Origin of the sequence: Micromonospora vinacea (assembly GCF_015751785.1) — a bacterium.
Lineage (GTDB): Bacteria > Actinomycetota > Actinomycetes > Mycobacteriales > Micromonosporaceae > Micromonospora > Micromonospora vinacea.
Map to the genome: position 1 here is coordinate 4,724,197 of NZ_JADOTY010000001.1, position 26,004 is coordinate 4,750,200.

Annotated in this window: 23 protein-coding genes; 16 read left to right on the plus strand and 7 right to left on the minus strand. The window is 71.4% G+C overall.

The features are described from left to right. The first annotated feature begins 4 nt into the window (after positions 1-4). Positions 5-1,447: a serine/threonine-protein kinase gene (locus IW249_RS22190; protein ID WP_372432990.1), complete on the plus strand. Its 1,443-nt coding sequence runs from the start codon at positions 5-7 to the stop codon at positions 1,445-1,447. Positions 1,448-1,706: 259 nt separating this feature from the next. On the opposite strand, the gene IW249_RS22195 is transcribed toward IW249_RS22190, so the two are convergent. The 3 genes from IW249_RS22195 to IW249_RS22205 form a co-directional block, all read right to left on the minus strand. After that, positions 1,707-2,732 (minus strand): glycoside hydrolase family 11 protein, encoded by a 1,026-nt coding sequence (locus IW249_RS22195; protein WP_196922518.1) that lies wholly within the window; start codon positions 2,730-2,732, stop codon positions 1,707-1,709. A 386-nt stretch (positions 2,733-3,118) separates the two neighbouring features. Continuing rightward, positions 3,119-4,264: an RNA polymerase sigma factor gene (locus IW249_RS22200; protein WP_196924905.1), complete on the minus strand. Its 1,146-nt coding sequence runs from the start codon at positions 4,262-4,264 to the stop codon at positions 3,119-3,121. An 8-nt stretch (positions 4,265-4,272) separates the two neighbouring features. Next, complete coding sequence (locus IW249_RS22205) at positions 4,273-4,683, minus strand: YciI family protein (RefSeq protein ID WP_112641697.1); 411 nt, start codon at positions 4,681-4,683, stop codon at positions 4,273-4,275. Between the two features lie 200 nt (positions 4,684-4,883). Between IW249_RS22205 and IW249_RS22210 the strand changes: the two genes are divergently transcribed. The 11 genes from IW249_RS22210 to IW249_RS22260 all read left to right on the plus strand — a co-directional run bounded on the left by IW249_RS22210 (position 4,884) and on the right by IW249_RS22260 (position 17,705). Continuing rightward, entirely contained in the window at positions 4,884-5,339 is a 456-nt protein-coding gene (locus IW249_RS22210) for a Fur family transcriptional regulator (protein WP_307788836.1), read from the plus strand. Then, positions 5,336-7,612, plus strand: coding sequence for a catalase/peroxidase HPI (katG, locus tag IW249_RS22215; protein ID WP_196922519.1), 2,277 nt, complete (start codon positions 5,336-5,338; stop codon positions 7,610-7,612). The genes IW249_RS22210 and katG overlap by 4 nt, the downstream gene beginning before the upstream one ends. Before the next feature lie 151 nt (positions 7,613-7,763). Further along, positions 7,764-8,033, plus strand: coding sequence for a metal-sensitive transcriptional regulator (locus IW249_RS22220; RefSeq protein ID WP_091406954.1), 270 nt, complete (start codon positions 7,764-7,766; stop codon positions 8,031-8,033). A 129-nt stretch (positions 8,034-8,162) separates the two neighbouring features. After that, positions 8,163-9,563 carry an MBL fold metallo-hydrolase gene (locus IW249_RS22225; RefSeq protein WP_196922520.1) on the plus strand — a complete coding sequence of 467 codons (1,401 nt, stop codon included), beginning with the start codon at positions 8,163-8,165 and terminating at the stop codon, positions 9,561-9,563. Positions 9,564-9,655: 92 nt separating this feature from the next. Further along, positions 9,656-10,255 carry a rhodanese-like domain-containing protein gene (locus IW249_RS22230; RefSeq protein WP_196922521.1) on the plus strand — a complete coding sequence of 200 codons (600 nt, stop codon included), beginning with the start codon at positions 9,656-9,658 and terminating at the stop codon, positions 10,253-10,255. Then, entirely contained in the window at positions 10,252-11,130 is an 879-nt protein-coding gene (locus IW249_RS22235; protein ID WP_196922522.1) for a sulfite exporter TauE/SafE family protein, read from the plus strand. The genes IW249_RS22230 and IW249_RS22235 overlap by 4 nt, the downstream gene beginning before the upstream one ends. Positions 11,131-11,306: 176 nt before the next feature. Beyond that, the gene (locus tag IW249_RS22240; protein ID WP_196922523.1) at positions 11,307-12,599 is read left to right on the plus strand and encodes a glycosyltransferase family 4 protein; all 1,293 of its coding nucleotides are present in this window, start codon (positions 11,307-11,309) and stop codon (positions 12,597-12,599) included. A gap of 180 nt (positions 12,600-12,779) precedes the next feature. Further along, positions 12,780-14,237, plus strand: coding sequence for an O-antigen ligase family protein (locus IW249_RS35055; RefSeq protein ID WP_196922524.1), 1,458 nt, complete (start codon positions 12,780-12,782; stop codon positions 14,235-14,237). A gap of 24 nt (positions 14,238-14,261) precedes the next feature. Continuing rightward, the gene (locus IW249_RS22250; protein ID WP_196922525.1) at positions 14,262-15,269 is read left to right on the plus strand and encodes a Wzz/FepE/Etk N-terminal domain-containing protein; all 1,008 of its coding nucleotides are present in this window, start codon (positions 14,262-14,264) and stop codon (positions 15,267-15,269) included. Positions 15,270-15,291: 22 nt separating this feature from the next. Beyond that, on the plus strand, positions 15,292-16,857 hold the full coding sequence (locus IW249_RS22255; RefSeq protein ID WP_196922526.1) for an oligosaccharide flippase family protein: 1,566 nt from the start codon (positions 15,292-15,294) through the stop codon (positions 16,855-16,857). Then, the gene (locus IW249_RS22260; protein WP_196922527.1) at positions 16,854-17,705 is read left to right on the plus strand and encodes a sulfotransferase family protein; all 852 of its coding nucleotides are present in this window, start codon (positions 16,854-16,856) and stop codon (positions 17,703-17,705) included. The genes IW249_RS22255 and IW249_RS22260 overlap by 4 nt, the downstream gene beginning before the upstream one ends. 32 nt (positions 17,706-17,737) lie before the next feature. Here IW249_RS22260 and IW249_RS22265 read toward each other — a convergent pair whose 3' ends face one another. From IW249_RS22265 to IW249_RS22275, 3 genes are read right to left on the minus strand one after another with little or no spacing between them, the layout of a single operon-like run. Continuing rightward, on the minus strand, positions 17,738-19,210 hold the full coding sequence (locus IW249_RS22265; RefSeq protein ID WP_196922528.1) for a hypothetical protein: 1,473 nt from the start codon (positions 19,208-19,210) through the stop codon (positions 17,738-17,740). Then, on the minus strand, positions 19,207-19,986 hold the full coding sequence (locus IW249_RS22270) for a sulfotransferase family protein (protein WP_196922529.1): 780 nt from the start codon (positions 19,984-19,986) through the stop codon (positions 19,207-19,209). Before IW249_RS22270 ends, IW249_RS22265 begins: the two co-directional genes overlap by 4 nt. Then, the gene (locus IW249_RS22275) at positions 19,979-20,941 is read right to left on the minus strand and encodes a sulfotransferase family protein (RefSeq protein ID WP_196922530.1); all 963 of its coding nucleotides are present in this window, start codon (positions 20,939-20,941) and stop codon (positions 19,979-19,981) included. Before IW249_RS22275 ends, IW249_RS22270 begins: the two co-directional genes overlap by 8 nt. Positions 20,942-21,200: 259 nt before the next feature. Here IW249_RS22275 and IW249_RS22280 point away from each other — a divergent pair, with 259 nt between their 5' ends. From IW249_RS22280 to IW249_RS22290, 3 genes are read left to right on the plus strand one after another with little or no spacing between them, the layout of a single operon-like run. Next, a complete protein-coding gene (locus tag IW249_RS22280; protein ID WP_196922531.1) occupies positions 21,201-22,484 on the plus strand; it encodes a glycosyltransferase family 4 protein in 1,284 nt (427 codons plus the stop codon). Then, positions 22,481-23,500: a sulfotransferase gene (locus IW249_RS22285; RefSeq protein WP_196922532.1), complete on the plus strand. Its 1,020-nt coding sequence runs from the start codon at positions 22,481-22,483 to the stop codon at positions 23,498-23,500. The genes IW249_RS22280 and IW249_RS22285 overlap by 4 nt, the downstream gene beginning before the upstream one ends. Before the next feature lie 3 nt (positions 23,501-23,503). After that, the gene (locus tag IW249_RS22290) at positions 23,504-24,415 is read left to right on the plus strand and encodes a sulfotransferase family protein (RefSeq protein ID WP_196922533.1); all 912 of its coding nucleotides are present in this window, start codon (positions 23,504-23,506) and stop codon (positions 24,413-24,415) included. A 28-nt stretch (positions 24,416-24,443) separates the two neighbouring features. On the opposite strand, the gene IW249_RS22295 is transcribed toward IW249_RS22290, so the two are convergent. Then, positions 24,444-25,043 (minus strand): TetR/AcrR family transcriptional regulator, encoded by a 600-nt coding sequence (locus IW249_RS22295; RefSeq protein ID WP_196922534.1) that lies wholly within the window; start codon positions 25,041-25,043, stop codon positions 24,444-24,446. Positions 25,044-25,151: 108 nt separating this feature from the next. Between IW249_RS22295 and IW249_RS22300 the strand changes: the two genes are divergently transcribed. Then, complete coding sequence (locus IW249_RS22300; RefSeq protein ID WP_231392616.1) at positions 25,152-25,919, plus strand: SDR family NAD(P)-dependent oxidoreductase; 768 nt, start codon at positions 25,152-25,154, stop codon at positions 25,917-25,919. Positions 25,920-26,004 lie beyond the last annotated feature (85 nt).

Sequence of the window (26,004 nt, forward strand, 5' to 3'; positions counted from 1 at the left end):
GAACGTGGGGCAAGTCGTCGGAGACCGTTACCGCCTGGTCGAAAGCATCGCCAGCGGCGGAATGGGTGACGTGTGGCGGGCGGTCGACGAAACCCTCGACCGCTGCGTGGCGGTCAAGATGCTGCAACCTCGGTTGGTCACCGACGGCGGCTTCGGTGAGCGGTTCCGGCGCGAGGCGCGGGCCATGGCAGCCCTGCGTCACCCAGGTGTCGCCCAGGTCTACGACTACGGTGAGGTGTCCCGGTCCGGAGCGCCCGTCCTCGCCTACATCGTGATGGAATGCGTGCAGGGGCAGCCCTTGTCGGAGCGGATCGCCGAGGTCGGCCCGCTGGACGTGGCCGAGACGATGTCGATCGCCGCGCAGACCGCCAGTGCCCTGCAGGCCGCGCATGACGCCGGTGTCGTCCACCGTGACGTCAAACCCAGCAACTTGATCATCGAGCCGGACGGGCACGTCGTACTCGTCGATTTCGGTGTTGCGGTGACGCAGGAAGCGGCGAGCCTGACCGGGGCGAACCAGATCGTCGGCACCGCCCTGTACATGGCACCGGAGCAGGTCGCGAAGAACGAGATCACGCCGGCGATCGACATCTACGCGCTGGGGGCTGTCGTCTACCACTGCCTGGCCGGTCGGCCGCCGCACCAGGGCGAGAATGCCGTCGCGGTGGCGCTGCGGCATCTCGAGGAGGAACCGTCGCCGCTGCCCGGAGACGTTCCGGCGGAGGTGCGACGTCTCGTCGCCACCGCGATGGCCAAGGATCCCTCCCAGCGATTTCCGACGGCAGCGGCCATGGCCAGTGCGGCGCAGACACTCGCGGGCCCGTCCGACCACGCGCTGTCCACTGCGACCGGGGCGACCGAGATCGGGGTGCGGACCGAGGTCACGGCTGCCCGCCGGTCGGCCCTCGGCGGCTCGGTGAGCGGGGCGGCCACTCCTGGGCCGCGAGCGCTCGCGGTGCTTCTCGGATCGTTGGCCGCCGCGGCTGCCGTCCTGGTGCTCGCCGATCCCGTCGGGTTCATGCCCGGCCCGACCGGGCGACCGTCGACGCCTCCCGTGGTGCCGCCCACGGTGTCGCCAACGGTGCCGCCGCAGCGGGACCCGGGCCCCGGCGTCGGCGGTGGTGAACCAGCCACCCGCAGTTCCGCTGGCATGCCGGTCCGAGCGCCCGGCTCCGCGACCCCGACCCCGACGCCCACCCGGACCGGGGGCGAGGGGACGGTGGACCCGTCGACGCCGTCCGGTGGGAGCACTGCGGACGCGCCGAGTCCCACCGCGTCCGAGAGCGCGCCTGCGGAGCCGACGGAGGGCCCGACGGCAGCCCCGACGGGCGGAACGACGGCGGCACCGACCGCGGAAACGACGGAGAACCCGGCGACGGACCCGACCTCGGCACCGTCGGCGGACGAATCGACGGCCGGAGGAGGGACCGCGGTGCCGCAGGTGTGACCGGCGGTGGCGACGACCACGTCTCGCGACGGGACCGTGCCCGCAGACTCCGCCCTTTGCTCTGCACCCGCGGAGGCGCCATTCAGCGGCAGGCCGGTGGTGCCTCGGCGGGTGCAGAGCAAAGGGGCACGTCGAGCGGGGTCGACCCAAGGCCGTCCTGGACGCCGAGGCGGACGGGGGATGCCTGCCGAACGCAGTCTGGCGTGGCGGCCGAGGCCGCCACGCCAGTGGTGCGATGTCAGTCAGGAACCGGTCGAGATCAACTGGTGCGACAGGTGACCGTGGGCCAGTTCCAGTTGCCGTTGGCCATGATCGTTATCCCGAAGTTGTTGCCGTTGCCGTTCGGCGTCGCGGTGACGGTGCCACTGTTGCCGTTGACGGCGGCGTTCCAGCTGTTCTGGATGCTCTGGCCGCCACCGAGGCCGAGGCTGACGACCCAGTTGTTGGTGCCGCTGACCGCGACATTGAGGTTGAACCGGTCACCCCACTGCTGGCCGGCGGAGAGCGTCGCGGTGCAGTTTCCGGTCCCCGGGTTGCCGGTGGTGGGCGGGGTGGTCGGGTTGCCGCCGCCGCTGCCCTCCCGGACGGTGATGTCGGAGCTTCCGCTGCTCTGGTAACCCTCGGTGGCCATCACCTGGTAACTGTGGTTGGTGCCGAGGTTCAGGCCGGCGCGGGCCCAGGCGTCGAAGTGGTTGGCGGTGGTGATGGTGCCACTCGAGCGCTTCTGCTGGCGGACGCTCCAGAACTGGTAGAACGTCTGGTTGCCGTCGATCGACGGGGCGTTGACCCGCTGGCTGCGGAGGATGTCGTACGTGCCGCCGTCGGTGGTGACCGTGCCCATCCGCTGCGCGCCGCTGCTCGGGTTGTAGGTGCCGAAGTTCTCCACCACGTAGTACTCGATGAGCGGGTTGCGCGTCCACCCGTACAGGGCCAGGTAGGTGTTGTTGTTGCCCGGGTTGTAGCTGCCCGAGTAGGTGACCGTCCGTCGGTTACCGGTGGCCCAACCCTTGCCGCCGACCCAGTTGTTGGTGCTCCGGTCCCAACTGCTGGTGTATCGGCCGTCCGCGCGCAGCGTCATGCTGGCGTTGCCGCTGTCCTTCCAGAACGAGAAGTAGTACCCGTTGTGCGTGCCGGTGAGGTTCGAGGTGAGGGTCCGGTCGGCCTCGGCGTACGCGTTGGTGGCCGTCATCGTGCCGGCGACGGCCACGACGGCGGCGCACGCAGCGCCCAGGAGCAACCGCATGCGGCCGCGGCCTCTCGGTTTGGTGTGGCTGGTGTCGGTCATGGAACTGTTGCCTCCTCTGACGGCTGGCGGGGGCCAGCGGCGCGGTACGCCTCGGCAGGCTGCCGGTGGTCGGGTGACGGCCACGGCGTCGTACCGCTCGGTGGTGGTGGGCCGGTCGTCCTGCACGACGACCGGAGAAAGTGGGTCGTGGTGGCTGGTGCTGACGACAATCGAGCGCCGTCGATGGCGACCGTATTAACCCAGCCGTCTACTTGTCAACAATTTTCGGAAACAGGGTGGCAACACCGCTGTCGTCGCCGAGCGGCATCCATCCAGGTCAGTAGTCGATCAGAGCTCAGGGCCGTCGTCACGGAGTCGTGATGGCGGAGCGCCGGTCCGAGTGGAGGCCGCCGAAACTTCCGGAGACTTTCCGGACCGCATGCCGGTCAGCGACGCCCGCGGGCGTTGAGCCGGGCGGCCTGGCGGGTCAGGTGGTCGCGTTCGGCGAGGTTGGGGGCCTGCTGGGCGGCCTCGCTGTACAGCCGCGCCGCCCTTGCCAGATCGCCGTCGCGCTCGTGCAGGTACGCCGCCACCGCCGTGTACCGGGGCAGCGCGTCGTCCACCGCCGCGAGCGCCGCCAGGCCGGCCCGGGGACCGTCGGCCGCACCGACCGCCACCGCGCGGTTGAGTCGGACGACCGGGTTGTCGGTCAGGCGCGCGAGTTCGTCGTACCACTCCACGATCTGCACCCAGTCGGTCTCCTCGGCGGTCGGCGCGTCCGCGTGCAGCGCCGCGATGGCGGCCTGGGCCTGGAACTCACCCAGTTGGTCGCGGGCCAGGGCCCCCTGCAGGATCTCGACGCCCTCGGCGATGGACCGGGTGTCCCAGCGGCTGCGGTCCTGCTCGGCGAGCGGCACCAGGCTGCCATCGGGAGCGGTCCGGGCGGCGCGCCGGGCGTGGTGCAACAGCATGAGGGCGAGCAGCCCCGCCACCTCGGGGTGGTCGATCGCGGCCGCGAGCTGCCGGGTGAGCCGGATGGCCTCGGCGGCGAGGTCCACGTCACCGGAGTAGCCCTCGTTGAAGACCAGGTAGAGGACGCGCAGCACGGTGGCGACGTCACCGGGTCGGTCGAAGCGCAGCCCGGAGACGGTGCGCTTCGCCCGGCTGATGCGCTGCGCCATTGTCGCCTCGGGCACCAGGTAGGCGTGGGCGATCTGCCGGGTGGTCAGCCCGCCGACAGCGCGCAGCGTGAGAGCGACAGCTGACGACGGCGTCAGCGACGGGTGGGCGCACAGGAAGTAGAGCTGAAGCGTGTCGTCCACCGTGCGGGCCGGCCCGGGGGTCGGCTCCTCGTCGACCAGGTCCTCGCGCCGACGGCGAGCGGCGTCGGCGCGGGCCGCGTCGAGGAACCGTCGCCACGCCACAGTGGTCAGCCAGCCCTTCGGGTCGCGCGGCGGGTCGCTCGGCCAGACGCGGACCGCCTCGACCAGGGCGTCCTGCACGGCGTCCTCGGCCGCCGCGAAGTCGATTCCGCGGCGGACGAGGATCCCGAGGACGCTCGGCGTGAGGCTCCGCAGCAGCGTCTCGTCCATCGGAGCCGTCACTCCGTGATGGTGGGCGGCTCGCTCAGGAACGGGCGCAGCTCCAGCCACTCGTGGATCGGCTTCCCGCCTGCCCCGGGAGCGGCCGACAGCTCACCGGCCAGCTCGACGGCCCGGTCGTAGCTGTCGACGTCGATCACCATCCAGCCGGCGATGAGGTCCTTGGTCTCGGCGAAGGGGCCGTCGGTGACCGGCGGGCGGCCCTCGCCGTCGTACCGGACGAATGTCCCTTCGGGGGCGAGTGCCTGACCGTCGACGAACTCGCCGGTGCCCTCGAGTCGGGCCGCGAAGTCGCGCATGTACTGCATGTGGGCCGAGATCTCCGCCGGGGTCCACTGGTCCATCGGCACGTCGTTCACCGCGGCGGCCGGGCCGCCCCGGTAGTGCTTGAGCAGCAGGTACTTCGCCATCGTGATGCTCCTCGGGTGCTGGTGGTGACCCATCGTGGTCACGTTCACTCCGGGGACGAAGCCGGTCGGCACTTCTCGACATGGCTGTCCGATATTTTTTCCTCCCGCAGGTTAACCTCGGGTGAATCGTCCGCCGTTGGGGCATCACGAGCGGCGCAAAACTTGATTCGTTCCAAAAAAGTGAGCTAGTGTTCGTACCCGTGATGTCCGACTTCGAGGCGCAACTGCGGGCTGCCTCGTTGCGCGTGACCCGGCCCCGATTGGCGGTGCTCGCGGCGCTGCGCGACCACCCGCACGTCGGCACCGACGCGGTGATCGAGCTGGTCCGGGCGGACCATCCCACGGTCTCCCACCAGGCGGTGTACGACGTGCTGCGCGTGCTCACCGACGCCGGTCTGGTGCGGCGCATCCAGCCGGCCGGGGCGACCGCCCGCTACGAGTCCCGGATCGCGGACAACCACCACCATGTCGTGTGCCGCTCCTGCGGCGCCATCGCCGACGTCGACTGCGCCGTCGGTCACGCCCCCTGTCTCACCGCCTCCGGCGACCACGGTTTCACGGTCGACGAGGCGGAGGTCGTCTACTGGGGCACCTGCCCCGACTGTGCGACCGAACGCACGCCCCAGAGATCCGCAAGCTCGGAAGGAAGCACATGAGCGACACCCAGGACAACGGCCCCACCAGTGCGCAGGGCGTGGACCAGAAGGCAGCGGCCGGCTGCCCGGTCGCGCACGACTCGGTCACCGCGCACGGCAGCGAGAGTGAGAACCCGGCGATCGACTCGCCGACCCCGAAGACCGGCGGTCGTCCGCGCACCAACCGGGACTGGTGGCCGAACCAGCTCGACCTCTCGGTGCTGCACGCCCACTCGTCCAAGGGCAACCCGCTGGGCGAGAACTTCAGCTACGCCAAGGAGTTCGCGAAGCTCGACGTCGAGGCCCTCAAGCGCGACATCGTCGAGGTACTCACCACCTCGCAGGACTGGTGGCCGGCCGACTTCGGCCACTACGGCGGCCTGATGATCCGGATGAGCTGGCACGCCGCCGGCACGTACCGCATCGAGGACGGTCGGGGCGGCGCCGGCGACGGTGGGCAGCGGTTCGCGCCGCTGAACAGCTGGCCGGACAACGCCAACCTGGACAAGGCTCGCCGGCTGCTCTGGCCGGTGAAGCAGAAGTACGGCCAGAAGATCTCCTGGGCCGACCTGCTCGTGCTCGCCGGCAACGTCGCCCTGGAGTCGATGGGCTTCAAGACCTTCGGCTTCGGCTTCGGTCGCGAGGACGTCTGGGAGCCCGAGGAGATCTTCTGGGGCCCGGAGGACACCTGGCTGGGCGACGAGCGTTACGCCTCCGAGAAGGAGATGGCAGCCGGCGTCGGCTCGACCGAGATGGGGCTCATCTACGTCAACCCGGAGGGCCCGCGCGGTAACGCGGACCCGGCCGCGGCGGCGCACTTCATCCGCGAGACCTTCGGCCGGATGGCGATGAACGACGAGGAGACCGTCGCCCTCATCGCCGGTGGTCACACCTTCGGTAAGACCCACGGTGCCGGCGTCGCCGACAACCACGTGGGTCCGGAGCCCGAGGGCGCCCCGCTGGAGGCGCAGGGCCTGGGCTGGCTGAGCACCCACGGCAGCGGCAAGGGCGCCGACACGATCACCAGTGGTCTCGAGGTGACGTGGACCGACGTACCGACGCAGTGGAGCAACCGCTTCTTCGAGATCCTTTTCGGCTACGAGTGGGAGCTCACCACCAGCCCCGGCGGCGCGAAGCAGTGGGTCGCCAAGGACGCCGAGGCGATCATCCCGGACCCGTTCGATCCGGCGAAGAAGCACCGGCCGACGATGCTCACGACCGACCTGTCGCTGCGCGTCGACCCGGCGTACGAGAAGATCTCCCGCCGCTTCCTGGAGAACCCCGACCAGTTCGCGCTGGCCTTCGCCAAGGCGTGGTACAAGCTGCTGCACCGCGACATGGGCCCGGTCGAGCGCTTCCTCGGGCCGTGGGTCGCCGAGCCGCAGCTGTGGCAGGACCCGGTCCCGGCCGTCGACCACGAGCTGGTGGGCGACGCCGACATCGCCGCCCTCAAGGCGAAGGTCCTGGAGTCCGGTCTCACTATCGACCAGCTGGTCTCCACCGCCTGGGCCTCTGCCGCGAGCTTCCGGCACACCGACAAGCGCGGCGGCGCCAACGGGGCGCGCATTCGCCTTGAGCCGCAGCGCAACTGGGAGGTCAACCAGCCCGAGCAGCTGGCAACCGTGCTGACCACCCTTGAGGGCATCCAGCAGGAGTTCAACTCCGCTGGCGGGGCGACCATCTCGCTCGCCGACCTGATCGTGCTGGCTGGTTCGGCCGCCGTGGAGAAGGCGGCGCGGGACGCCGGCGTCGAGGTGACAGTGCCGTTCCGGCCGGGCCGCACCGACGCGACCCAGGAGCAGACCGACACCGACTCCTTCCGGGTCATGGAGCCGCGCGCCGACGGGTTCCGCAACTACCTGCGTGCCGGCGAGAAGACCCAGCCGGAGGTGCTGCTCGTCGACCGTGCCTACATGCTCAACCTGACCGCGCCCGAGATGACCGTCCTCATCGGCGGTCTGCGCTCCCTCGGCGCCAACGTCGGTGGCAGCCAGCACGGTGTCCTCACCGACCGGCCGGGCGTGCTCACCAACGACTTCTTCGCCAACCTGCTCTCCCCGGGGACCCGGTGGAGCGCGTCGAAGTCCGACGAGCACGTGTACGAGATCCGCGACCTGGCCACCGACGAGGTGAAGTGGACCGCCACCGCGGTCGACCTCATCTTCGGGTCCAACTCGCAGCTGCGCGCCCTCGCGGAGGTCTACGCCAGCCAGGACGCCCGCGACAAGTTCGTGACCGACTTCGTGGCCGCCTGGACCAAGGTCATGGAGCTCGACCGGTTCGATCTCGTCTGACGGGCACCACCGACGAGCCCCGGCTGATCCTTTGAGGGATTGGCCGGGGCTCGTCGGCCTTGCACGGCTGTGTCCCGTTGCACGCTGGCCGATCGGGGTATGGTTGGCGAACTGATACCCCTGGGGGTATCGTCGGTTGCAGGAGGTGCCGATGAAGCTTCGACCGGAGATGACGTCGGATGCGCTGACCAGGCTCAAGCGGGCCCGTGGGCAGCTCAACGCGGTTATCGAAATGATGGAGAGCGGTCAGGACTGCCGGGAGGCGCTGACCCAGCTCGCCGCAGTGTCCAAGGCGATCGACCGAGCAGGCTTCAAGATCATTGCTTCGGGAATGCGGCACTGTGGGGCCGCGCGCGAGCGTGGCGAGGAGCCGGAGATGACCGAAGAGGAGCTGGAGAAGCTCTTCCTGGCCCTCGCCTGAGGCTGCCACCCACTCACGCCGTAGCCCCGGCCCGGGTGGGTGGCGGCGTGCAAGTGAAAACGCGGCAGCAGTGTGCCATTTGCATACCCCCCGGGGTATGAGTGCTTTGTCGAACTTGAAGGAGTGGACATGACAGTTGAGGTTTCCGTCGTCGGGACGTCTTCCCTCGGCGATCGCAGCTACCTCGCCTCCGACGGTCAGGTGGCGATCGTGGTCGACCCCCAGCGGGACATCGACCGCGTGATGTACCTCGCCGGGACCTTGGGCGTCCGCATCACCCATGTCGTGGAAACGCACATCCACAACGACTACGTCTCCGGAGGGCTGGAACTCGCTCGGATCACCGGCGCCCAGTATCTGGTGGCCGCAGCCGACGAGGTCGGCTTCGAGCGGACGCGCGTCTCCGACGGCGACCAGGTGGCCGTCTCCGACTCGCTCCGACTGCGGGTGATCGGTACGCCCGGTCACACCTTCCACCACCTGTCGTACGTGCTGGATGAGGCCATCGACGGCGATTGGCGGCCGGCCGGTGTCTTCACCGGCGGATCACTGCTGTTCGGCACGACGGGCCGCACCGACCTGCTCGGCAAGCAGTACGCCCACGAGTTGGCCCACCACCAGCACGCCTCGGCGAGGCGGCTGGCGGATCTACTGCCCGACGGGGCCGAGGTGTGGCCGACGCACGGTTTCGGCAGCTTCTGCTCAGCCAGTCAATCGGACGCCCCAGAGTCGACGATCGGCCGGGAGAAGGCGAAGAACCAGGTCCTGCGGGTTGCCGCGGACGACTTCGTCACGGAGACCCTCGCCGGTCTGGACGCCTACCCGGCGTACTACGCCCACATGGGCGTGGAGAACCTGGCCGGACCGGCCCCTGTCGACCTCACCCCGGTGAGCCGCGCCGACGCCGCCGAGCTGCGCGAGCGGATGGCTGACGGGCAGTGGGTGGTGGACCTGCGGCACCGCAAGGCGTACGCCGCCCTGCACCTGGCCGGCACGGTCAGCCTCGGCCTGGACGGCCCGATGGCCACCTGGCTCGGTTGGCTGATCGACTGGGGGGTGCCGATCACCCTGCTCGCGGAGACTCCGGGACAGGTCGCCGAGGCCCAGCGTGAGCTGGTCCGGATCGGCATCGACCGCCCGGCCGCGCACGTCACCGGCGAGGTGGAGCGTTGGGCGGCCGAGCCCGGTCAGCTACGGGAGATACGGATGTCCGACTTCGTGGCTCTCGCGGCGGCCCGCGCTGGGCATGTCCCGGCCGGCCTCCCTGCCGCGGACGTGGTCCTCGACGTGCGAATGACCAACGAGTGGCGGGCCAGCCACATCGAAGGCGCCCTGCACATCCCGCTGCCTGAACTGCCCATGCGGCTGGCCGAGGTGCCGGTCGGCGCCGTCTGGGTGCACTGCGGCTCCGGCTACCGGGCCACTGCGGCGGCGTCGCTGCTGGCGAACGCCGGCCGCGAGGTGGTCGTCATCGACGACACGTTCGACCGGGCCGAGCGCGCCGGCGTGGCGATGGCCACCGACGCCTGACCCGAACAGGACGGACCCCGGCCGGCGCCGCGCAGGTGTCGGTCGGATACCCCCTGCCATGTGTGTTGCGACTTGCCCGTGAAAGAGGAGAAATGAGCCCTTCCGAGACCGACCGCCCCGCCACCGTCGATGCCACCGGGCTGCGGGAGCTGATCGACTCCGGCCACGCGCCGCGCCTGCTGGACGTGCGTACCCCGGCGGAGTTCGAGACGTCGCACATCCCCGGCTCCTACAACGTGCCGCTCGACCTGCTCAAGGAGCACCGCGAAGAGCTGCGCCGCCACCTGGACGAGGACGTCGTGCTGATCTGTCGCTCCGGTGCCCGCGCCACCCAGGCCGAGCAGACCCTGGCCGGCGTCGGTCTGCCGAAACTGAAGGTCCTCGACGGCGGCATCCTCGCCTGGCAGGCGGCCAACGCGCCGATCAGGCAGGGAACCCCCCGGTGGGACCTCGAACGCCAGGTCCGCCTCGTCGCCGGCTCGATCGTGCTGGTCAGCATCCTCGGCTCGGTGTTCGTGCCGCAGCTGAAGTGGGTGGCCGGACTCATCGGCGCCGGCCTCACCGTCGCCGCTGTCACCAACACCTGCGCCATGGGCATGGTGCTCGGCAAACTGCCGTACAACCGGGGCGCCACCTGTGACCTGGACACCATCGTCGGCCAGTTGCGTGACAGCACCGGTGAACGCGCATGACACCGACCCTGGCGCTGACCGTCGGACTGGCCGTGCTGATCGGCGTCAGCCTCGGGCTGCTCGGCGGCGGCGGATCGATCCTCGCCGTGCCGCTGCTGGTCTACGTCGCCGACCTACCCACGAGAGAGGCCATCGCAACCTCGCTGCTCGTTGTCGGCGCCACCAGCGTGGTGGGCGTCCTGCCGCACGCTCGGGCCAACCGGGTGCGCTGGCGTACCGGCCTGATCTTCGGTTTCGCCGGCATGGTCGGTGCCTACATCGGCGGACGCCTGGCCGGGTTCATCCCGGCGGCGTTCCTGCTCAGCGGGTTCGCCGTGATGATGCTGGCCACCGCGGTCACGATGATTCGCGGTCGGCGCGACACCAAGGGCAGGGCAGTGCCGCACGAACTGCCGATGCTGCGGGTGATCCTCGACGGTCTGGTGGTCGGGCTGGTGACCGGCCTGGTCGGTGCCGGCGGCGGCTTCCTGGTGGTGCCCGCCCTGGCCCTGCTCGGTGGACTGCCGATGCCGGTCGCGGTCGGAACCTCGCTGGTGGTCATCGCGATGAAGTCGTTCGCCGGCCTCGCTGGCTACCTGTCCAGCGTAAACATCGACTGGAACCTCGCGGCAGCGGTCACCCTCGCCGCCGTCGCTGGCAGCGTTGCCGGCGGGCGGCTCGCCGGTCGGATCCCCGCCGACGTCCTGCGCAAGTCGTTCGGCTGGTTCGTCGTGGTGATGGGCGTCCTCGTCCTCGTCCAGCAACTGCCCGCGGAACTGCGGACCGACCCGCTGTTGTGGACCGGCATCGGTGTCGCCGCAGCGATCTCCGTCGCGCTGACCGTGCTGAGGGGCCGGAGCAAGGTGCGGACGCAGGGTGAGCCGGCCTCCCGCTGAGGTCTCGCCCGGTGCCATCACGGTCCACCCCGATGTCATCGGGATGACATTTCCTGTCCAACGAATCCCATGGATGAATTTTTTATCCAGTTGATCAGCTGGCGAACGGGCCCGTTCATGGCAAGGTGTTGATCTGCCCGGGCGGCGGGCGCGGACCTAGTCACGCGGGAGTCAACGTGGGCCATCCCAACCTGCAGGCCGAGGATGTCGACCAGCACGCCGGAAGCCCTGCGATTCCCCGGCAGCGGGCGGCCCCCACCCGGGCGCCCGGAGCGAGCGCCGCCGACCCCGGCATCGCCTGGCGTCCGCTGCGGATCGCAATGATCGGCCAGAAGGGGATGCCGGCGACCTACGGCGGGATCGAACGGCACGTGGAGGAGATGGCCAGCCGGCTCGCCAGCTACGGGCACGAGGTCACCGTCTACTGCCGCCGGAGCTACGGCGAGACACCCGCCGACGGCTACCGGGGCGTACGACTGCGCCAGACCCACACGATCGCGAGCAAGCACCTCGACGCCATCGTGCACGCGGCGACCTCGACTGTGGCGGCCATGACCGCGCGGCCCGACATCGTGCACTACCACGGGCTCGGGCCGGCCCTGGTCGCCCCGCTTCCCCGTGCCCTGTCCCGGGCGCGCGTGGTGCTGACCGTGCACGGGCTGGACAACCAGCGGGGCAAGTGGGGGCTCGCCGCGCGGGCGGTGCTGGGCAGCGCCCACTGGTTCAGCGGGTACGTCCCGCACCAGCGGGTGGCGGTCTCCCAGGGGCTCGCCGCCCACTACGGCGCCCGGTTCGGCCGTCCGACGACCTACATTCCCAACGGCGTGAACCCGGCCCGACCGGCGCGGACCCGTCAGATCCAGGACCGGTTCGGGTTGACCCCCGGCGGCTACCTGCTGCTGGTCGGTCGGTTGGTCCCGGAAAAGGCGGCCGACCTGCTGATCCGGGCCTTCCGCCGTACCGAGACCCCGATGCGCCTGGCGATCGTCGGCGGGTCGTCGTTCACCGACGACTTCGTGGACCGGTTGCGCCGGGAAGCCGGGACTGACGACCGGATCGTCTTCACCGGGTTCGCGTACGGCGACCTGCTCGCCGAGTTGTACGGCGGGGCCGCCGGCTTCGTGCAACCGTCCCGGTTGGAGGGTCTGCCGTTGACGTTGCTGGAGGCGTCCGCGTACGGGCTGCCGGTGGTCGCGAGCGACATTGCGCCGCACGTCGAGGTGCTGAAGTCCGACGCCGCCGGAGGGCGGCTGTTCCGCGACGGCGACGAGGACGACCTGGTCCGGGTGCTGACATCGCTGCTCGCCGACCTGCCGGCTGAACGGGCCGGCGCCGTGGCGCTGGGCGAGCGGATCACCGGCAGGTACAGCTGGGACACGGCCGCCCGCGAGTTGGAGCGGCTCTATCTCCGGCTGGCCCAGGAGCCGGGCAGGCGGGCCAGGGCACGACCCGTGGGAGCCGCCCACTGACCGGGCGACGTTCGCCGGGAAGACCCCGGATCAGCCCTCAGGAGGACGGAGCCGTCGGTGCAACGGCCCCTTCTGCCGTCGGGGTGACAGGGCTAGATTGAACCGATCTTGTGCCGGGAGGACATCGGTGGGCCGCGCCCGGCAGCGGCCGAGCAGCGCCGATTCAGTTCAGTGGGATCAGTGGAACAACACACGCAGCAGGTCACTCCGCTCCTGACCAGGCGGCTCGACCCGACCCGCCTCCTCACCGGCGGCGCGGCGCTGGCCGCCGCGGTCGTGGCGGTGATCGCCGGTGTCTCCATGGCGGCCGGTGACCGTCGCGGCATGGTGCTGCCGCTCGCGGCGGTCGCGGGGATCGCGGTGGCCGTCCTCGCGCTGACCCGGTTCGCCGGGTACGTGCTGCTGATGCTCGCGGTGCGTTCCTGCGTCGACCTGTTCAAGCTGACCGGCCCGAGCGCCGGCCAGGCCGACTCCGCCGGAACGGCCCGGGCGGTGGACCCCTCCACACTGCTCGCGGTGTTGTTCCTCCTCGCCGCCGGGCTCTGGCTGGCCGCACAGCTGCGCCGGCACGGGCGGCTGCGCGGTTCCCCGCTCAGCTGGGCCATGCTGCTCGTCGGGGCCAGCAGCGTGGTCAGCGCCCTCGGTGCCAGTCGGCCGGCGAACAGCCTGTTGGAGGCATTACGGATCCTCACCGTGGTGGTGATGTTCGTGGTGCTCGAACAGCTCATGCCGGACACCGCGGCGATCCGTCGGGTCCTGCTCGCCTGCTACGCCTCGCTGGTGCTGGCGCTGGGCTACACCGCCGTCCTGTCGCTGCTCGGCAACCCGCCGGCCGAGGTGAAGGGCGACTTCACCCGCATCAGCGGCACGTTCAGCCAGTCGACCACGTTCGGCCGCTACCTGATGTTCATGGTGATCTTCGGGTTCGCGGTGTACCGCTTCCTGGATCGTCGCCTGAGGGTGTCCCTCGGTGTGCTGCTCGCACTCTCGCTGCTGTTCCTGCTGCTCACCAACACCCGCAGCGCCCTGCTCGGCGCGGCCATCGGCCTGGTGGTCGTAGCGGCGCTGCACCGCAGCAAGCGGATGCTGGTCACCCTCTGCGTGGTGGCGGTCGCCGGGGTGGCACTGGTGCCCGCCGTCGGCGAACGCTTCGCCCAACTCGGCACGTCGCGCGCGGTCGGCGGAGACCCGACCGGAAACACCCTGGCGTGGCGGGTCGGCTACTGGACCGAGATCGTCACGCTCGCCGACCGGAACCCGGTGACCGGCATCGGACCGAACATGACCCAGCGCGAGACCGACGAGGCGAAGAAGCCGCACAACGACTTTCTGCGGGCGTACGTGGAGACCGGGCTGCTCGGCCTCGGGGCGTACCTGCTGATGCTGTTCGCTTTCCTGCGCACCGCGCGGAACGCGCTGCGGCGCGCGCATCCGGGCAGTTTCGAGCGTGGCGTCGCCGTCGGGTTCACCGGCTGCGCCGCCGCGTTCGTGGCCGTCAGCGCCGCCTCCAACGTCATTTCCAACGTGGTCACCCTCTGGTACTTCGTCGCGTTCGCCGCGGCGGCCAGCGTGATCGCCCGCCAACCGGCTCCGAACCTGACCGGCGAGCAGCCACGAGGCATGTCCGTCCCGGTTTGACTGAACGACAGCATTGGGGAAAAAGTGGAGATCGTCGACTACCTGCGGGTCGCCCGGCGGCGCCTCTGGGTACTCGTGGGCGTGCCGGTGCTCGCCACCGGCGCCGCGGCAGCCATCGTCCTGTCCGCGCCACAGCAGTTCAGCGGGACCGCGTACGTGGCGGCGCCGGCGCTGGTGGGCGGTGCGGCCGGAACGCAGTACACCGGTACGCAGGCAGCGAACCAGTTCGTCGCGGCGTTCGGCGCGGCGGTGACCTCACCCCGCGTCCTCGCCGACGTGGCAGGTGACACCGGGGTGCCGCCGGAGCGGCTGCGCGACGGGCTCGCCGTCACCCAGGTCGGCGCGAGCAGCCAGCTGGAGGTGACGTACACCGCCGGTGACCGGGCGACCGTCGCACCGGTGCTGACCGCGACCACCACCCGGGCGCTGGCCTTCCTCTTCTCCTCCCAGGTCGGCATCGCCACCGGCGAGGTCGAGGCGGCAAACGCCGACGTCACAGCGGCGACCAGGGCGATCGGCGAGTGGGAGAAGACCAACAAGGTCTCCCAGCCGGACCGGATCTACCAGGCGACGCTGGGCGAGTTGACCAGCCTGCGCCAGCAGCAGCTCTCCATGCAGGCGGTCGGCAACAGCCGAGGTGTCGACGCGGCGACCGCCGCGATCACCGCCGCGCAGAGGAAGCTCGACCAGTTGGGGCCGAAGCTCCCCGACTACCAGGCCCTGCTCGCCCAACGGGACGCGGCGACAAACGCCCTGTCCCAGGCGCGGGAGGGGTTGCAGGCGGCGCGGGCGCAGGCCCAGGCCGCCGACCCGAAGCAGGTGACAAGCATCGGCGAGGCGCACGAGGTGAGCCGGATGACGGAGCTGGTGCGCACCGCCCTGCCGGTGGGCGGCGCCGGTCTGCTGCTCGGCGTGCTGCTGGTGGGCGTACTCGAACTGCTCTCCCGGGGTCGTTCCGCGGCCCGCCCGGCGGCGGCGACCACCGCGGCCCCCTCGGTGCCGGCGGAGACCGTGACCGCGGCACGACCGTGACCGTCGGAGAACGGGCCGCCGGATGGGTGCGGTGACCGGCCGGCCGCCGGCCACGCCGGAGGCCGGCGACCAGCAGGTACGCGGCATGGCCCGCGGTGGTGTGCTGAACCTGGGCAGCGCCGTGCTCAGCCAGGTGGCGCTCTTCCTGGTCATGCTGTTGCTGGCCCGGGCCCTGGGGGTACGCGAACTCGGCCGGTACGCCCAGGTGTACGCCGTGCTGTCGCTGCTGGGACTGCTCTCGCTCTCCGGCTTCCGGGCCGGGCTGACCCGGTTCGTGGCGGTGCATCTCGCCGACGACGAGCCGGCCGCCCTCCGGGGCGCGATCCGGCTCGGGATCGGCATCTCGGCAGTGGCGTCCACTGTGATCGCCCTCGGTCTGGCGGTCGGCGCGCCGTGGCTCGCCGACGCCCTGCACGACCCGCAGCTCACCACCGGCCTGCGGCTGGTGGCGCTCTGCCTGCCCGCCTCGACCGTCTGCGAGGCAGCGCTCGCGGCCACCCGGGGATGGCGCACGCAACGGGCCTACGCGCTCATCGGCCAGGTCTACGAGCCGGTCGCCCGGCTGGTGCTCACCGCGCTGGCGCTCGCCCTCGGGGCGGGCCTGACCGGCGCGTTCTGGGCGCTGGTGGTGGCGAGTTGGAGCGCGGCCGGGCTCGCCCTCGTGGCGCTCGCCCGGATGGTGCGCCGGGTGCCCGCCGCCCGGCCCGCGTACCGGCCCGGCGAGCTGTTCCGGTTCTCCACGGTCAGCTGGGTCTCCTCGTTGTCGTCCACCGGGCTGATCTGGGTGGACGCGCTGCTGCTCGGCTTCTTCGACTACGGTCCCGACGCGATCGGCGTCTACCACGTGGCGACCCGGCTGGTCACGATCGCGGTGTTCGTGCTGGCACCGGTAAACGCCTCGTTCGGTCCGCACCTGGCGCACCTCTACCACCAGGGCCGACTGGACGAGGTACGCCGGATCTACCGGGTCGCCACCGGCTGGGTGCTCCGACTGTCGCTGCCGGCCTTCGTGGCGTTGCTGGTCTTCCCGGAGCAGCTGTTGCGGCTGGTCGGCGGGCCGGGTCTGGCCGGCGGCGCGGCGGTGACTGTCGTGCTGGCGCTCGGCCAGCTCGTCAACGCCGCCACCGGGCCCTGCGGAACGCTGCTGAACATGTCCGGCCGGGTCTCGGTGAACATGGTGGACAACCTGGCCGCCCTGCTGCTCAACGTCCTGCTCAACCTGTGGCTCATCCCGGCGTACGGCATCCTCGGCGCGGCGGTGGCCTGGGCGGTCTCGCTGGCGGCGGTGAACATCGCCCGGGTCTGGCAGGTGCGCGCGCAGGTGCACACCGTGCCGGTGACGGCGGGCATGGTCAAGGGTCTGGTCGCCGCGTTGGTAGCGATGGGCGTCGGGTTCGGTGTGCGCTGGCTGGTCGATGGTTTCGTCCCGCAGCTCACCATCGGCCTGGCCGCGATCGGGGTGGCGTACCTCGCTGCGGTGCTCGCCCTCGGGCTCAGCCGGGAGGACGTCATGGTGTTGCGCTCGGTGACCCGCCGAGGTGGTCGACGTCGCGCCGCCAACCCCACCCCCGCCGAGGTCCGCTCGTGACCGGCGGCGCGCGGCGTCAGGTCACCGACCGGCTGCGCCGGGGGGTACGCGCGGCGCGGGCCTGGGGGCGCGCGGCGCGACCGGGAGAGCCCGGTCCGCTGCCCGACTTCCTGGTGATCGGGGGACAGCGCTGCGGCACCACGTCGCTGTACCACCACCTCGCTGCGCATCCCCGGGTCCGGGTGGCCAGCGGCAAGGAGTTGCAGTACTTCAGCGTCCACCACGGTCGGGGGGAGCGGTGGTACCGGGGACACTTTCCGCACCTCGCCCCGGGCGAGCGCACGTTCGAGGCGAGCCCCTACTACCTGTTCCACCCGAGCGTGCCGGCCCGGGTCGCGGCGACCCTGCCGGAGGGCCGCTTCGTCGCACTGCTGCGCGACCCGGTGCAACGGGCCTACTCCCACTACCTGCACACCCGCTCGTACGGCGTCGAGCCGCTGTCCTTCGCCGACGCGCTCGACGCCGAGGAGGAGCGGCTGGCGCGGGCGACGCGGGGCGGCCCGGACAACCCCGCCGCGCACCGGGCGTTGCGCAACTATTCGTACGCGGCCCGGGGCCGCTACGCCGAGCAACTGCACCTGTGGTTCGCGGCGGTCCCGCGTGAGCGGATCCACGTCGCACGGACCGAGGACCTGCACGCCGACCCGGCCGGCACGTACGCCGACATCCTGCGCTTCCTCGGCCTGCCGGCCTTCACCCCGGAGGCGTTCACCCGGCACACCCGTCGCGTCGACCCGGGCGTCTCCGAGCTGACCCCGGCCCTGCGCGACCGGCTGGGCGAGCACTTCGCGCCGCACAACGCCCGCCTGGCCGCCCTGCTCGACTGGCCCGAACCCTGGCCCGGCTAGCGCACGCTGGTGGTCGCGTTGGCGGTCAGGCCCTACCGGACGGTGGCGAGGATCCGCTCCACCGGCTGGTCGGCGCGGACCAGGACGGGGACGTCGGTCACTGTGGTGCCGCCACCGGCCGCGCCCAGCGGGGAACCCACCGCCCCGGTCCGCCCGCCCGGCGCCGCCGGCACTGTCACCGGCGTGTCCGCCGCCGACCAGAGCACCAGCGTGCTCGATCCACCCCTGACGAACGCGACCCCGTTCAGCCGGCCGGCCACCGATGCGGGCAGCGGTGTGACTGTGGCGCCCCGGGCCGCGTCGGCCAGGGCCGCCAACATCCGGCCGGCCTCCCGTTCGGTGCCGTCCGGGTCGAGCAGGCCGTAGCGGACCTCGCTTCCGGCCGCGTTGTTCGGGTTGTACGCCAACGGCAACCAACTGATCTCGCCGATCCCGCCGGCGGCCAGCAGGGTGACCGTCTTGACCATCTCGGCCGCCCGGCTGGTCGGGTCACCCTCGCCGTCGCGCCAGAACTGCCCGACCTCCCACGCCTGGATCGGGGTACCCGGCGGTGTGGTGGCGCGCAGGTAGTCCAGCAGCGGGGCCACCCCGCTGAAGTGCTCGTAGAAGTGCACCTGCCGGACGTCGACTGTGCGATCGGTCAGCAGCGACTCGGTCACCGCCAGGAAACGTAGGCTGCGGCTGTTGGTTTCGGTGCCGAGCGCCCGGCGCAGCTGCGCCTCCCCGGTCACCGCCGGGATCTGCTGCCCACGGGTGCCGACCCGGCGTTGGAAGTACGCCTGGTAGGCGGCGACGGCATCGGGCACCCGACCGGCGCGTAGCAGCCGGTCGGCGACACCCATGCCGTACGCGACGCTGCTGATGCCGGAGTCGACCACCCGCGCCTTCGGGTCGGTCGCGCGGATCGTCTCGGCGGCGGCCCGGACCAGCCGCGCGTAATCCTCGGGGCTGCCGGCCCAGTAGCTCGGCGCGTTGACCTCGTTCTCGATGGCGTACTCCCGCACCCCGTACGGGCCGTAGCGCTGCACCACCGAGCGGACGAACCGCTGGTACGCGCCGAGGTCGGTGGGCATCGCCGACTCGGTCTTGTTCGCCGCGCCCCGGGTGTGGCGGGCGGTGCCACCGGTCGCCCAGCACACACCGGTGCGGATCTTCAGGTGCACTGTGATGCCCAGCTCCCTGCTGCGCGAGGCGATCTCGTCCAGCCCGGCCCAGTCCGCCTGCCCCGAGGTCCGTTCGATCTCGCACCAGGAGATCTCCTCGTACGTGGCGGAACCGGCGAGCCGGCGCAGGTACGGCCCGAACTGCTGGTACCGCGACCAGTCCCAGTGCGCGCCGAACGGGTTGCTCACCCCGCCGACGGTGCTGGTGGCCGAGGGTGCCGCCGTCGCGGAGGGGGTGGCGGCCGGTGGCGGATCGTCGTCGCCAGCGGTGCAGCCGGCGGTGAACAGGAGCGTGGCGGCGACGGCGGCGGCGACCGCACGCAGCCGGCCCGGGCGGGTCACCGGTAGCCCAGAGCGCGCAGGGTCGGACCGGAGAAGACCCAGACCAGCAGGCGGAGGAACGGGTCGAGCTCGCGGCGGTGGCTGCCCACCCGGGAGCCGTAGATCGGCGCGGTGACGCTCGCCGCCGCCCGCCGCCGCTCCGCCTCGGTGGTGTACTTCTGGGCCACGTCGTGCTGCTTGCTGTCGTAGTCGAGGATGCCGTCCTCCCAGGGCTCGCCGAGGAACTCGAAGAGGCCCCGCATCGTCTTCTCCGGTTCGCTGACCGCCTGCTCGTACCGCAGCTCGTAGTAGCGGTCCGCAGGCAGGGTGGCACCGACCGCCCGCGCTGTGCGGATGTAGCGCGGCCACTTCACCACGCACTTCACAGCGGACCAGTAGCCGAAGCGTTTGCGGTGCGAGACCACCACGTCGCGTCCGTCCCGGATGAGGTGCACGATCTGGGCGTCCGGGAAGACCTCGGTGACGAAATCGAGCGACATCGCGTACAGCGGGGTCTTGTCGGCCCACCGGGTCTTGCCCCGCGCGGCGGCGTAGTCGGCGTGCACGCCGCCGAAGAAGTCCCGGATCCGGCGTAGCCAGTCCTCGCGCGGAAAACCGAAGCGGGCCAGTCGTTCCCAGTCCCGGCCGACGATCCGTCGTAGGTCGGGCAGGAACCGGGTCTCCGGGCCGCAGCTGATCCGCGAGTGCGAGTCGAGGACGAGGCGCACCATCGTGGTGCCCGACCGTTGGCACCCGACCAGGAAGATCGGCGCGGTACGGGTTCCGGTGTCAGCCACTGTCGACCGCCTTCGTCGTCTCGGATCGAGCGTCGGCCGCGGCGCGGTCGAGCCGGTCGGTCAGCTCGTCGCAGAGGGCCCGGACGCGCGGGTCGACAGGTAGCCGCCGGTCACCCGTCGCGCCGTGCGACCCGCGTGGGGCGATGTGTGCGTGCAGCCGGGGGTGGTAGGGGAAGTCGAGGAAGTCACAGAGCCGCCGCACCTGCGCGGCGGGCTCCGCGACCAGGCTGTCGTAGCGGCAGAGCAGCACGTCGGCCCGCTGGTCGAGGCCGAGTTGGAAGACGAGCGAGTTGCGGACGTACCAGAACAGCGCCGCGCCGCTGTGCGGGTCCAACAGTTGCGGGTCGTGGGCCCGGATCAGCTCGACGGTGTCGGCGTCGAGCCGCTGCCCCTGCCACCGGCGGCCGATGCTGCCGTCGGCGATCGCCCGCAGGGCCCGCAGGTTGGCGTCACCGAACTTGGCGACCTCGGAACGGGCCCGGTCGTCGACGTCGCGGTAGACCCAGAGCGCTCGCCCGGGCGTCAGCCCCGGCAGGGCCAGCAGCTCGTCCACGCGGTGGCTCTCGCAGAGCGGCTTGACCAGGACGTACGCGTGTCGGCTGCGGTGCAGGGTGGCGGTCAGCACCGGGTCCGGGCGCAGTTGGAAGCGGTGGAAGAGGGTGCTGTCGTTCTCGTTGCGGACCTCGACCTCGGGGGCGGTGTCCAGGCCCCGGACCAGCATGTTCGTGCCGGAGCGTTGCAGGCCGACAAGGTAGACGGGCATCGCCGAGCCGGGTGCGCGCCCGGCCCGTCGTCGCCAGCGTCGCTTCGCCACTGCCGTGCCGATCCGGTCGACCGGGTTGAGGCGGTCCTCCTCGATCAGCCGTCCGATCCCCTCGGTACGCGCCCAGCGCAGATGCCGCCGGACCCGCCGGGCGGTGTACGCGAGCGCGGAGACCTCGTCGTCGGCTGCCACGGGTCCTCCTCGTCGGGCACCGGCCCGGCCCGACACCACAGCGGGTGCGACCGGCGGCAGCCAGGCTATCGGGAGATCATGGCGGGAGGCCAGGCTGCGGACCGCACGGGCAGACGAAGATCACCCGTTCAGCCACATGCCAAACGTGAGCTGGACTCGCCGACCCGCCCTGCATACCGTGGGCCCTGGCCGGGGCGGGCAGACCCCGGTCACCACCTCCGGGCCCGGTTCGCCCGATCGACGTGAGCAGGCCGAGTCGATGCGCGTGCTGCATGTGAACAAGTTCCTCTACCGCCGTGGCGGCGCCGAGGGGTATCTGCTCGATCTCGCCGACCTGCAACGGGCCGCGGGTGACACTGTCGCCTACTTCGGGATGAGCCACCCGGAGAACGAGTCACCGCTGCCGTACGCCGCGCGGTTTCCGTCCGAAGTGGAGTTGGAGCCGGCGCCGAGCGGGCTACGGCCCCGCGCGGTGGCCGTCGGCCGGATGCTGTGGTCACCGACGAGCCGCCGCGGGCTGGCCCGGGTGATCGACGACTTTCGGCCGGACGTGCTGCACCTGCACAACATCTACCACCAGCTCTCCCCGTCAGTGCTCGCCGCAGCCCGCGCGGCCGGTGTGCCGTGCGTGCTGACCATGCACGACTACAAGCTCGCCTGCCCGAGCTACCAACTGCTCGACCGGGGCCGCCCCTGCCAGGCGTGCGTCACCGGTGGCCCGTTGCAGGCGGCCCGTCGTCGCTGCAAGGACGGTTCGCTGTCGCGCAGTGGGCTGCTCGCCGTCGAGTCCTGGTTGCACAGGCAGTTCGACGCGTACGACCCGGTGCGGCTCTTCATCAGCCCGAGTGGTTTCCTGGCCGACGTGATGCGGCGCGCGGGCGTCTACCCGGACCGGCTGCGGGTGGTCAACCACTTCGTCGACCTGACCGGTGTGGCGGCCAAGCAGACGCCCGGCGGCGGTGTCGTCTTCGCTGGCCGGCTGGCGCCGGAGAAGGGTGTCGACGTGCTGATCGAGGCGGCCGCCGCGCTGCCGGACGGGGTCAGCGTGGACGTCGCCGGAGACGGCCCGGCCCGCCCGGAACTGGAGGCGCTCGCCGCACGCCGGGTGCCCGGCCGGGTCCGGTTCCACGGCCGCCTCGACAAGCAGCGCCTGCACGAGCTGATCCGCTCGGCGGCGGTGGTCGCCGTCCCGTCCCGATGGCACGAGAACCAGCCGATGGCGGTGCTGGAGGCGTTCGCCTGCGGTGTGCCGGTGGTCGCCACCGACCTGGGCGGGCTTCCCGAGCTGATCGAGTCCGAGGTGGACGGCCGCGTCGTCGCCGCCGACGAGCCCACGGCCCTCGGCGACGCGCTGAACGACCTGCTGGCCGACCCCGAGCGGGCGTACCGGATGGGCCGGGCCGGCCGGGCGAAGATCGCCGCCCAGTTCGCCCCGGACCGGCACCTGGACCGGATCCGTGGGCTGTACGCGGAGGCCGCCGAGGCGCTGCCGTCGCCGCGGCGGGCCGGCCGGGCCGCCGCCGGTGGGGGAGCGGCCCGGTGAAACCGGTGCGGGTGCTCTACCTCGCCGGCAGTGGTCGCAGTGGCAGCACGCTGGTGACCACTGTGCTGGGACAGTTGCCGGGCTTCTTCGCGGCGGGCGAGCTGCGGTACCTGTGGCGGCGCGGCATCCTGGAGAACCGGCAGTGCGGCTGTGGCTCCCCGGTGGCCGACTGCCCGCTCTGGACCCGGGTGCGCGCCGACCTGACCGATGCCGACCCGGCCGGGATCGCGGCTCGGTTGGCCCAGCGGCTGCGGCTGCGGGGGTTGCCCACACTGCTACGCCGCCAGCGCCGGGGGCAGCCTCCGGTCGTGGGGCACCCCGACGACACGCAGCTGGCCCGGCTCTACGCCTCGATCGCCGAACACGCCCTGGCCGGCCGGCCGGACGGTGTCATCGTCGACTCCTCCAAGCTGCCTCCGTACGGTGCCCTGCTCGGCAGCCTGCCCGGCATCGACCTGTACGTCCTGCACGTGGTGCGCGACCCGCGCGCCACCGCGTACTCCTGGCGTCGCCGGCGCCCCCTGGACGGGCCCGCCGACGACCAGCTGATGAGCCGGCCACCGGTGGGCAAGGCCGCGCTGCTCTGGCTGGTCTGGAACACCGCGGCGGTACGACTGTGGGGCGACCGCCGCCGTGCGCCCGGCCGCTACCTGCGGGTGCGGTACGAGGACTTCGTCGTCGACCCGCCCGGCACCACCGCCCGGATCGCCGGTTTCGTCGGCGCGACCCCCGACAAGCTGCCGTTCCCGACACCGACCACGGTACGGCTCACCCCCACCCACTCGGTGGCCGGCAACCCGTCGCGGCACCGCACCGGGCTGGTCGACGTGGTCGCCGACACCGAGTGGGTGACAGGGCTCCCCACCCGCGCGTACGCAGTGGTGACCGGCCTGACCGCCGTTGTCCTGACCCGGTTCGGCTACCCGTTGCGCCGCCCGGCGGCCACCTCTCCCGCCGCCCGCCTCGCCGCGGACCCGGCCGTCTCCCCGTCACCCGCCACCCGGCAGGAAGGCTGAACGATGCTCTCACTGGTGGTGGGCACCGGTCGCTGCGGTTCGACACTGGTCCAGGAGGTGCTCTCCCGGCATCCCGCGGTCGGCTTCGTCTCCGGCCTGGACGACAAACTGGCCCGGCTCAACCCCAAGGGCAGGTTCAACGGCGCGCTCTACCGGCGCTCGGCACCGCGCCCGGCGGGAATGACCTCGCTGCGGCACAGCCGACGGTTGGTGGAGCGGGGTCGACTCCGGGTGGCGCCGTCGGAGGCGTACCACCTGCTCGACCGGCAGGTGCTGGCCGGCTTCTCCCGACCGTGCCGGGACCTGGTGGCCGAGGACCTGACGCCGTTCGTGGCCCGGCGGCTGCGGGCCTTCTTCGACGAGCGGATCGCGCGGCAGGGCTGTCAGCAGTTGGTCCAGCACGTCACCGGGTGGCCGCGGACCGGCCTGCTGCACGCCGCGTACCCGGAGCTGCGGGTGGTCAACGTGGTGCGCGACGGCCGGGCGGTGGCCAACTCGTGGCTCCAGATGGGCTGGTGGGACGGGTGGCGCGGGCCGGACAACTGGATCTACGGCCCACTCCCGTCCGACCTGCGGGAGGAGTGGGTCGAATCCGGTCGTTCGTTCCAGGTGCTCGCCGCGCTGGGCTGGAAGATGCTGATGGACGCCTTCGCGCAGGCCCGGTTGCGTCACCCGGCCGGCCAGTGGTTGGACGTGCGCTACGAGGACCTGGTCGAGCAGCCGCGCGAGCAGGTCGGCCGGATGCTCGACTTCCTCGGGCTGAGCTGGTCGGCCACCTTCGAGAAAGGCTTCTCCCGGTACGACTTCACCATGGGCCGCGCGGAGGCGTACCGGGACGAACTCAGCCCGGCGCAGCTCGCCGCGATCGAACGGGTGCTGGAGAAGCCGCTGGCCGAGTGGGGCTATCCGGTCTAGGTCGGCGGTCCAGGGCGATCCGCAGCGGTCAGCGCGCCGGCCAGGTGGCCATGGCCAGTTCCGCGGTATCGGTGAGCTCCGCCGCCGTGGCGCCATCCCGGGCGCGCTGGGACATGCCGTGCATGACGGCCGTGAAATACGCGGCAAGCTTGCGGGGGTCGGCTGTCGCCGGTAGTTCGCCCTCTTGCCGGGCGGTTGCCAGGCGCTTCTCGAAGGTGCTGACGCTGGCGTTGCGCAGGTCGCGCATGTAGGTGGCGACATCGGTGTCGGCCGCGGCCGCGCTGCAGAGCAGGTTTCCGGCCGGCGTCTCGGGGTCGGTGTACATCGCCGCCGCGTCGAGCAGGATGCGGCGGAAAGCATCGAAGGCCGTCGGCTCCCTGGCCATGGCGGCCCAGATGAACTCGCCGGCCGGGGAGCGACCGTACGCCTCGATGACCTCGTTGAACAGGGACCTCTTGTCGCCGAACGCCGCATAGAGGCTTCCGGGCCGGATGCCCATCTCTCGGGTCAGGTCGCTGATGGAGGTCCCCTCGTACCCGTTCTCCCAGAACAGGCGGGTGGCGGCCGCCAGCGCCGCCGCCCGGTCGAAGGTCGGCGGCCGGCCTCGCCGTACCTCTGGTGTATCCATGCCCCCATTCTAGAGCGATCGCTCAAAAGCGGGTCGGAGACTTGTTGGTAGATCACTCAAGAACGAGCTACGGTTCCTCTTGAGCGATCATTCAACAAAGGAGCGGTCATGTCAGGAGCACTGCAGGACAGAGTGGCCGTCGTCACCGGCGGCAGTCACGGGATCGGCCGGGCGACAGTCGAGCGGTTCGCCCGTGACGGGGCGACTGTCGCCGTCGGCTACGGCCACGACGAGGCGGCGGCCCGCGACACGGTGGAGCGCATCCGCAAGCACGGCGGACGTGCGTTCGCCGTGCACACCGAGCTGGGCACACCCGGCGACGCGGCTCACTTCTGGGAGACCTTCGACAAGGCGGGCCGGGAGTTCGTGCCCGACGGGAAGATCGACATCCTCGTTCACAACGCCGCCAAGGGAAGCTTCGCCCGGCTGGCCGACCTCCCCGAGGACGAGTTCGACCAGGTGATGGCCGTGAACGTCAAGGCGCCGTTCTTCATCACGAAGCTCGCGCTGCCGCGACTGCGCGACGGCGGCCGGATCATCAACGTCTCCAGCACCGCGGCCAGAGTCGGAAGCCCGGATCTGCTGGCCTACGGCGTCAGCAAGGCGGCGCTGAACTGGTTCAGCTACGACATGGCGCTGGATTTGGGCCCCCGCGGGATCACCGTCAACTCGGTGTCACCCGGCATCGTCATGACCCGGAACAGCCAGTACCTTGTCGACAATCCGGAACTCGCGGCGCAGCAGACGGCACGTGTCGCCCTCGGCCGGCTCGGCGAGACGGACGACGTGGCCAGCATCATCGCTTTCCTCGCCTCCGACGAGGGGCGCTGGGTGACCGGTCAGGTCATCGACGCTTCGGGCGGCACCGCGCTCTGAGGCGGGCCCGGCTAGCGCGGATCCTGCCGGCACGACCGTTCCGTTGCGCGTACCGGCCTGGCTATCGACGGACGTCACGAGGGGC

Excerpts from the sequence above, each read along its gene's own strand:
- IW249_RS22195 (WP_196922518.1), bottom strand. The coding sequence starts at position 2,732 with ATGACCGACACCAGCCACACCAAACCGAGAGGCCGCGGCCGCATGCGG.
- IW249_RS22200 (WP_196924905.1), bottom strand. The coding sequence starts at position 4,264 with ATGGACGAGACGCTGCTGCGGAGCCTCACGCCGAGCGTCCTCGGGATC.
- IW249_RS22205 (WP_112641697.1), bottom strand. The coding sequence starts at position 4,683 with ATGGCGAAGTACCTGCTGCTCAAGCACTACCGGGGCGGCCCGGCCGCC.
- katG (WP_196922519.1), top strand. The coding sequence starts at position 5,336 with ATGAGCGACACCCAGGACAACGGCCCCACCAGTGCGCAGGGCGTGGAC.
- IW249_RS22220 (WP_091406954.1), top strand. The coding sequence starts at position 7,764 with ATGAAGCTTCGACCGGAGATGACGTCGGATGCGCTGACCAGGCTCAAG.
- IW249_RS22225 (WP_196922520.1), top strand. The coding sequence starts at position 8,163 with ATGACAGTTGAGGTTTCCGTCGTCGGGACGTCTTCCCTCGGCGATCGC.
- IW249_RS22230 (WP_196922521.1), top strand. The coding sequence starts at position 9,656 with ATGAGCCCTTCCGAGACCGACCGCCCCGCCACCGTCGATGCCACCGGG.
- IW249_RS22235 (WP_196922522.1), top strand. The coding sequence starts at position 10,252 with ATGACACCGACCCTGGCGCTGACCGTCGGACTGGCCGTGCTGATCGGC.
- IW249_RS22255 (WP_196922526.1), top strand. The coding sequence starts at position 15,292 with ATGGGTGCGGTGACCGGCCGGCCGCCGGCCACGCCGGAGGCCGGCGAC.
- IW249_RS22280 (WP_196922531.1), top strand. The coding sequence starts at position 21,201 with ATGCGCGTGCTGCATGTGAACAAGTTCCTCTACCGCCGTGGCGGCGCC.
- IW249_RS22290 (WP_196922533.1), top strand. The coding sequence starts at position 23,504 with ATGCTCTCACTGGTGGTGGGCACCGGTCGCTGCGGTTCGACACTGGTC.
- IW249_RS22295 (WP_196922534.1), bottom strand. The coding sequence starts at position 25,043 with ATGGATACACCAGAGGTACGGCGAGGCCGGCCGCCGACCTTCGACCGG.
- IW249_RS22300 (WP_231392616.1), top strand. The coding sequence starts at position 25,152 with ATGTCAGGAGCACTGCAGGACAGAGTGGCCGTCGTCACCGGCGGCAGT.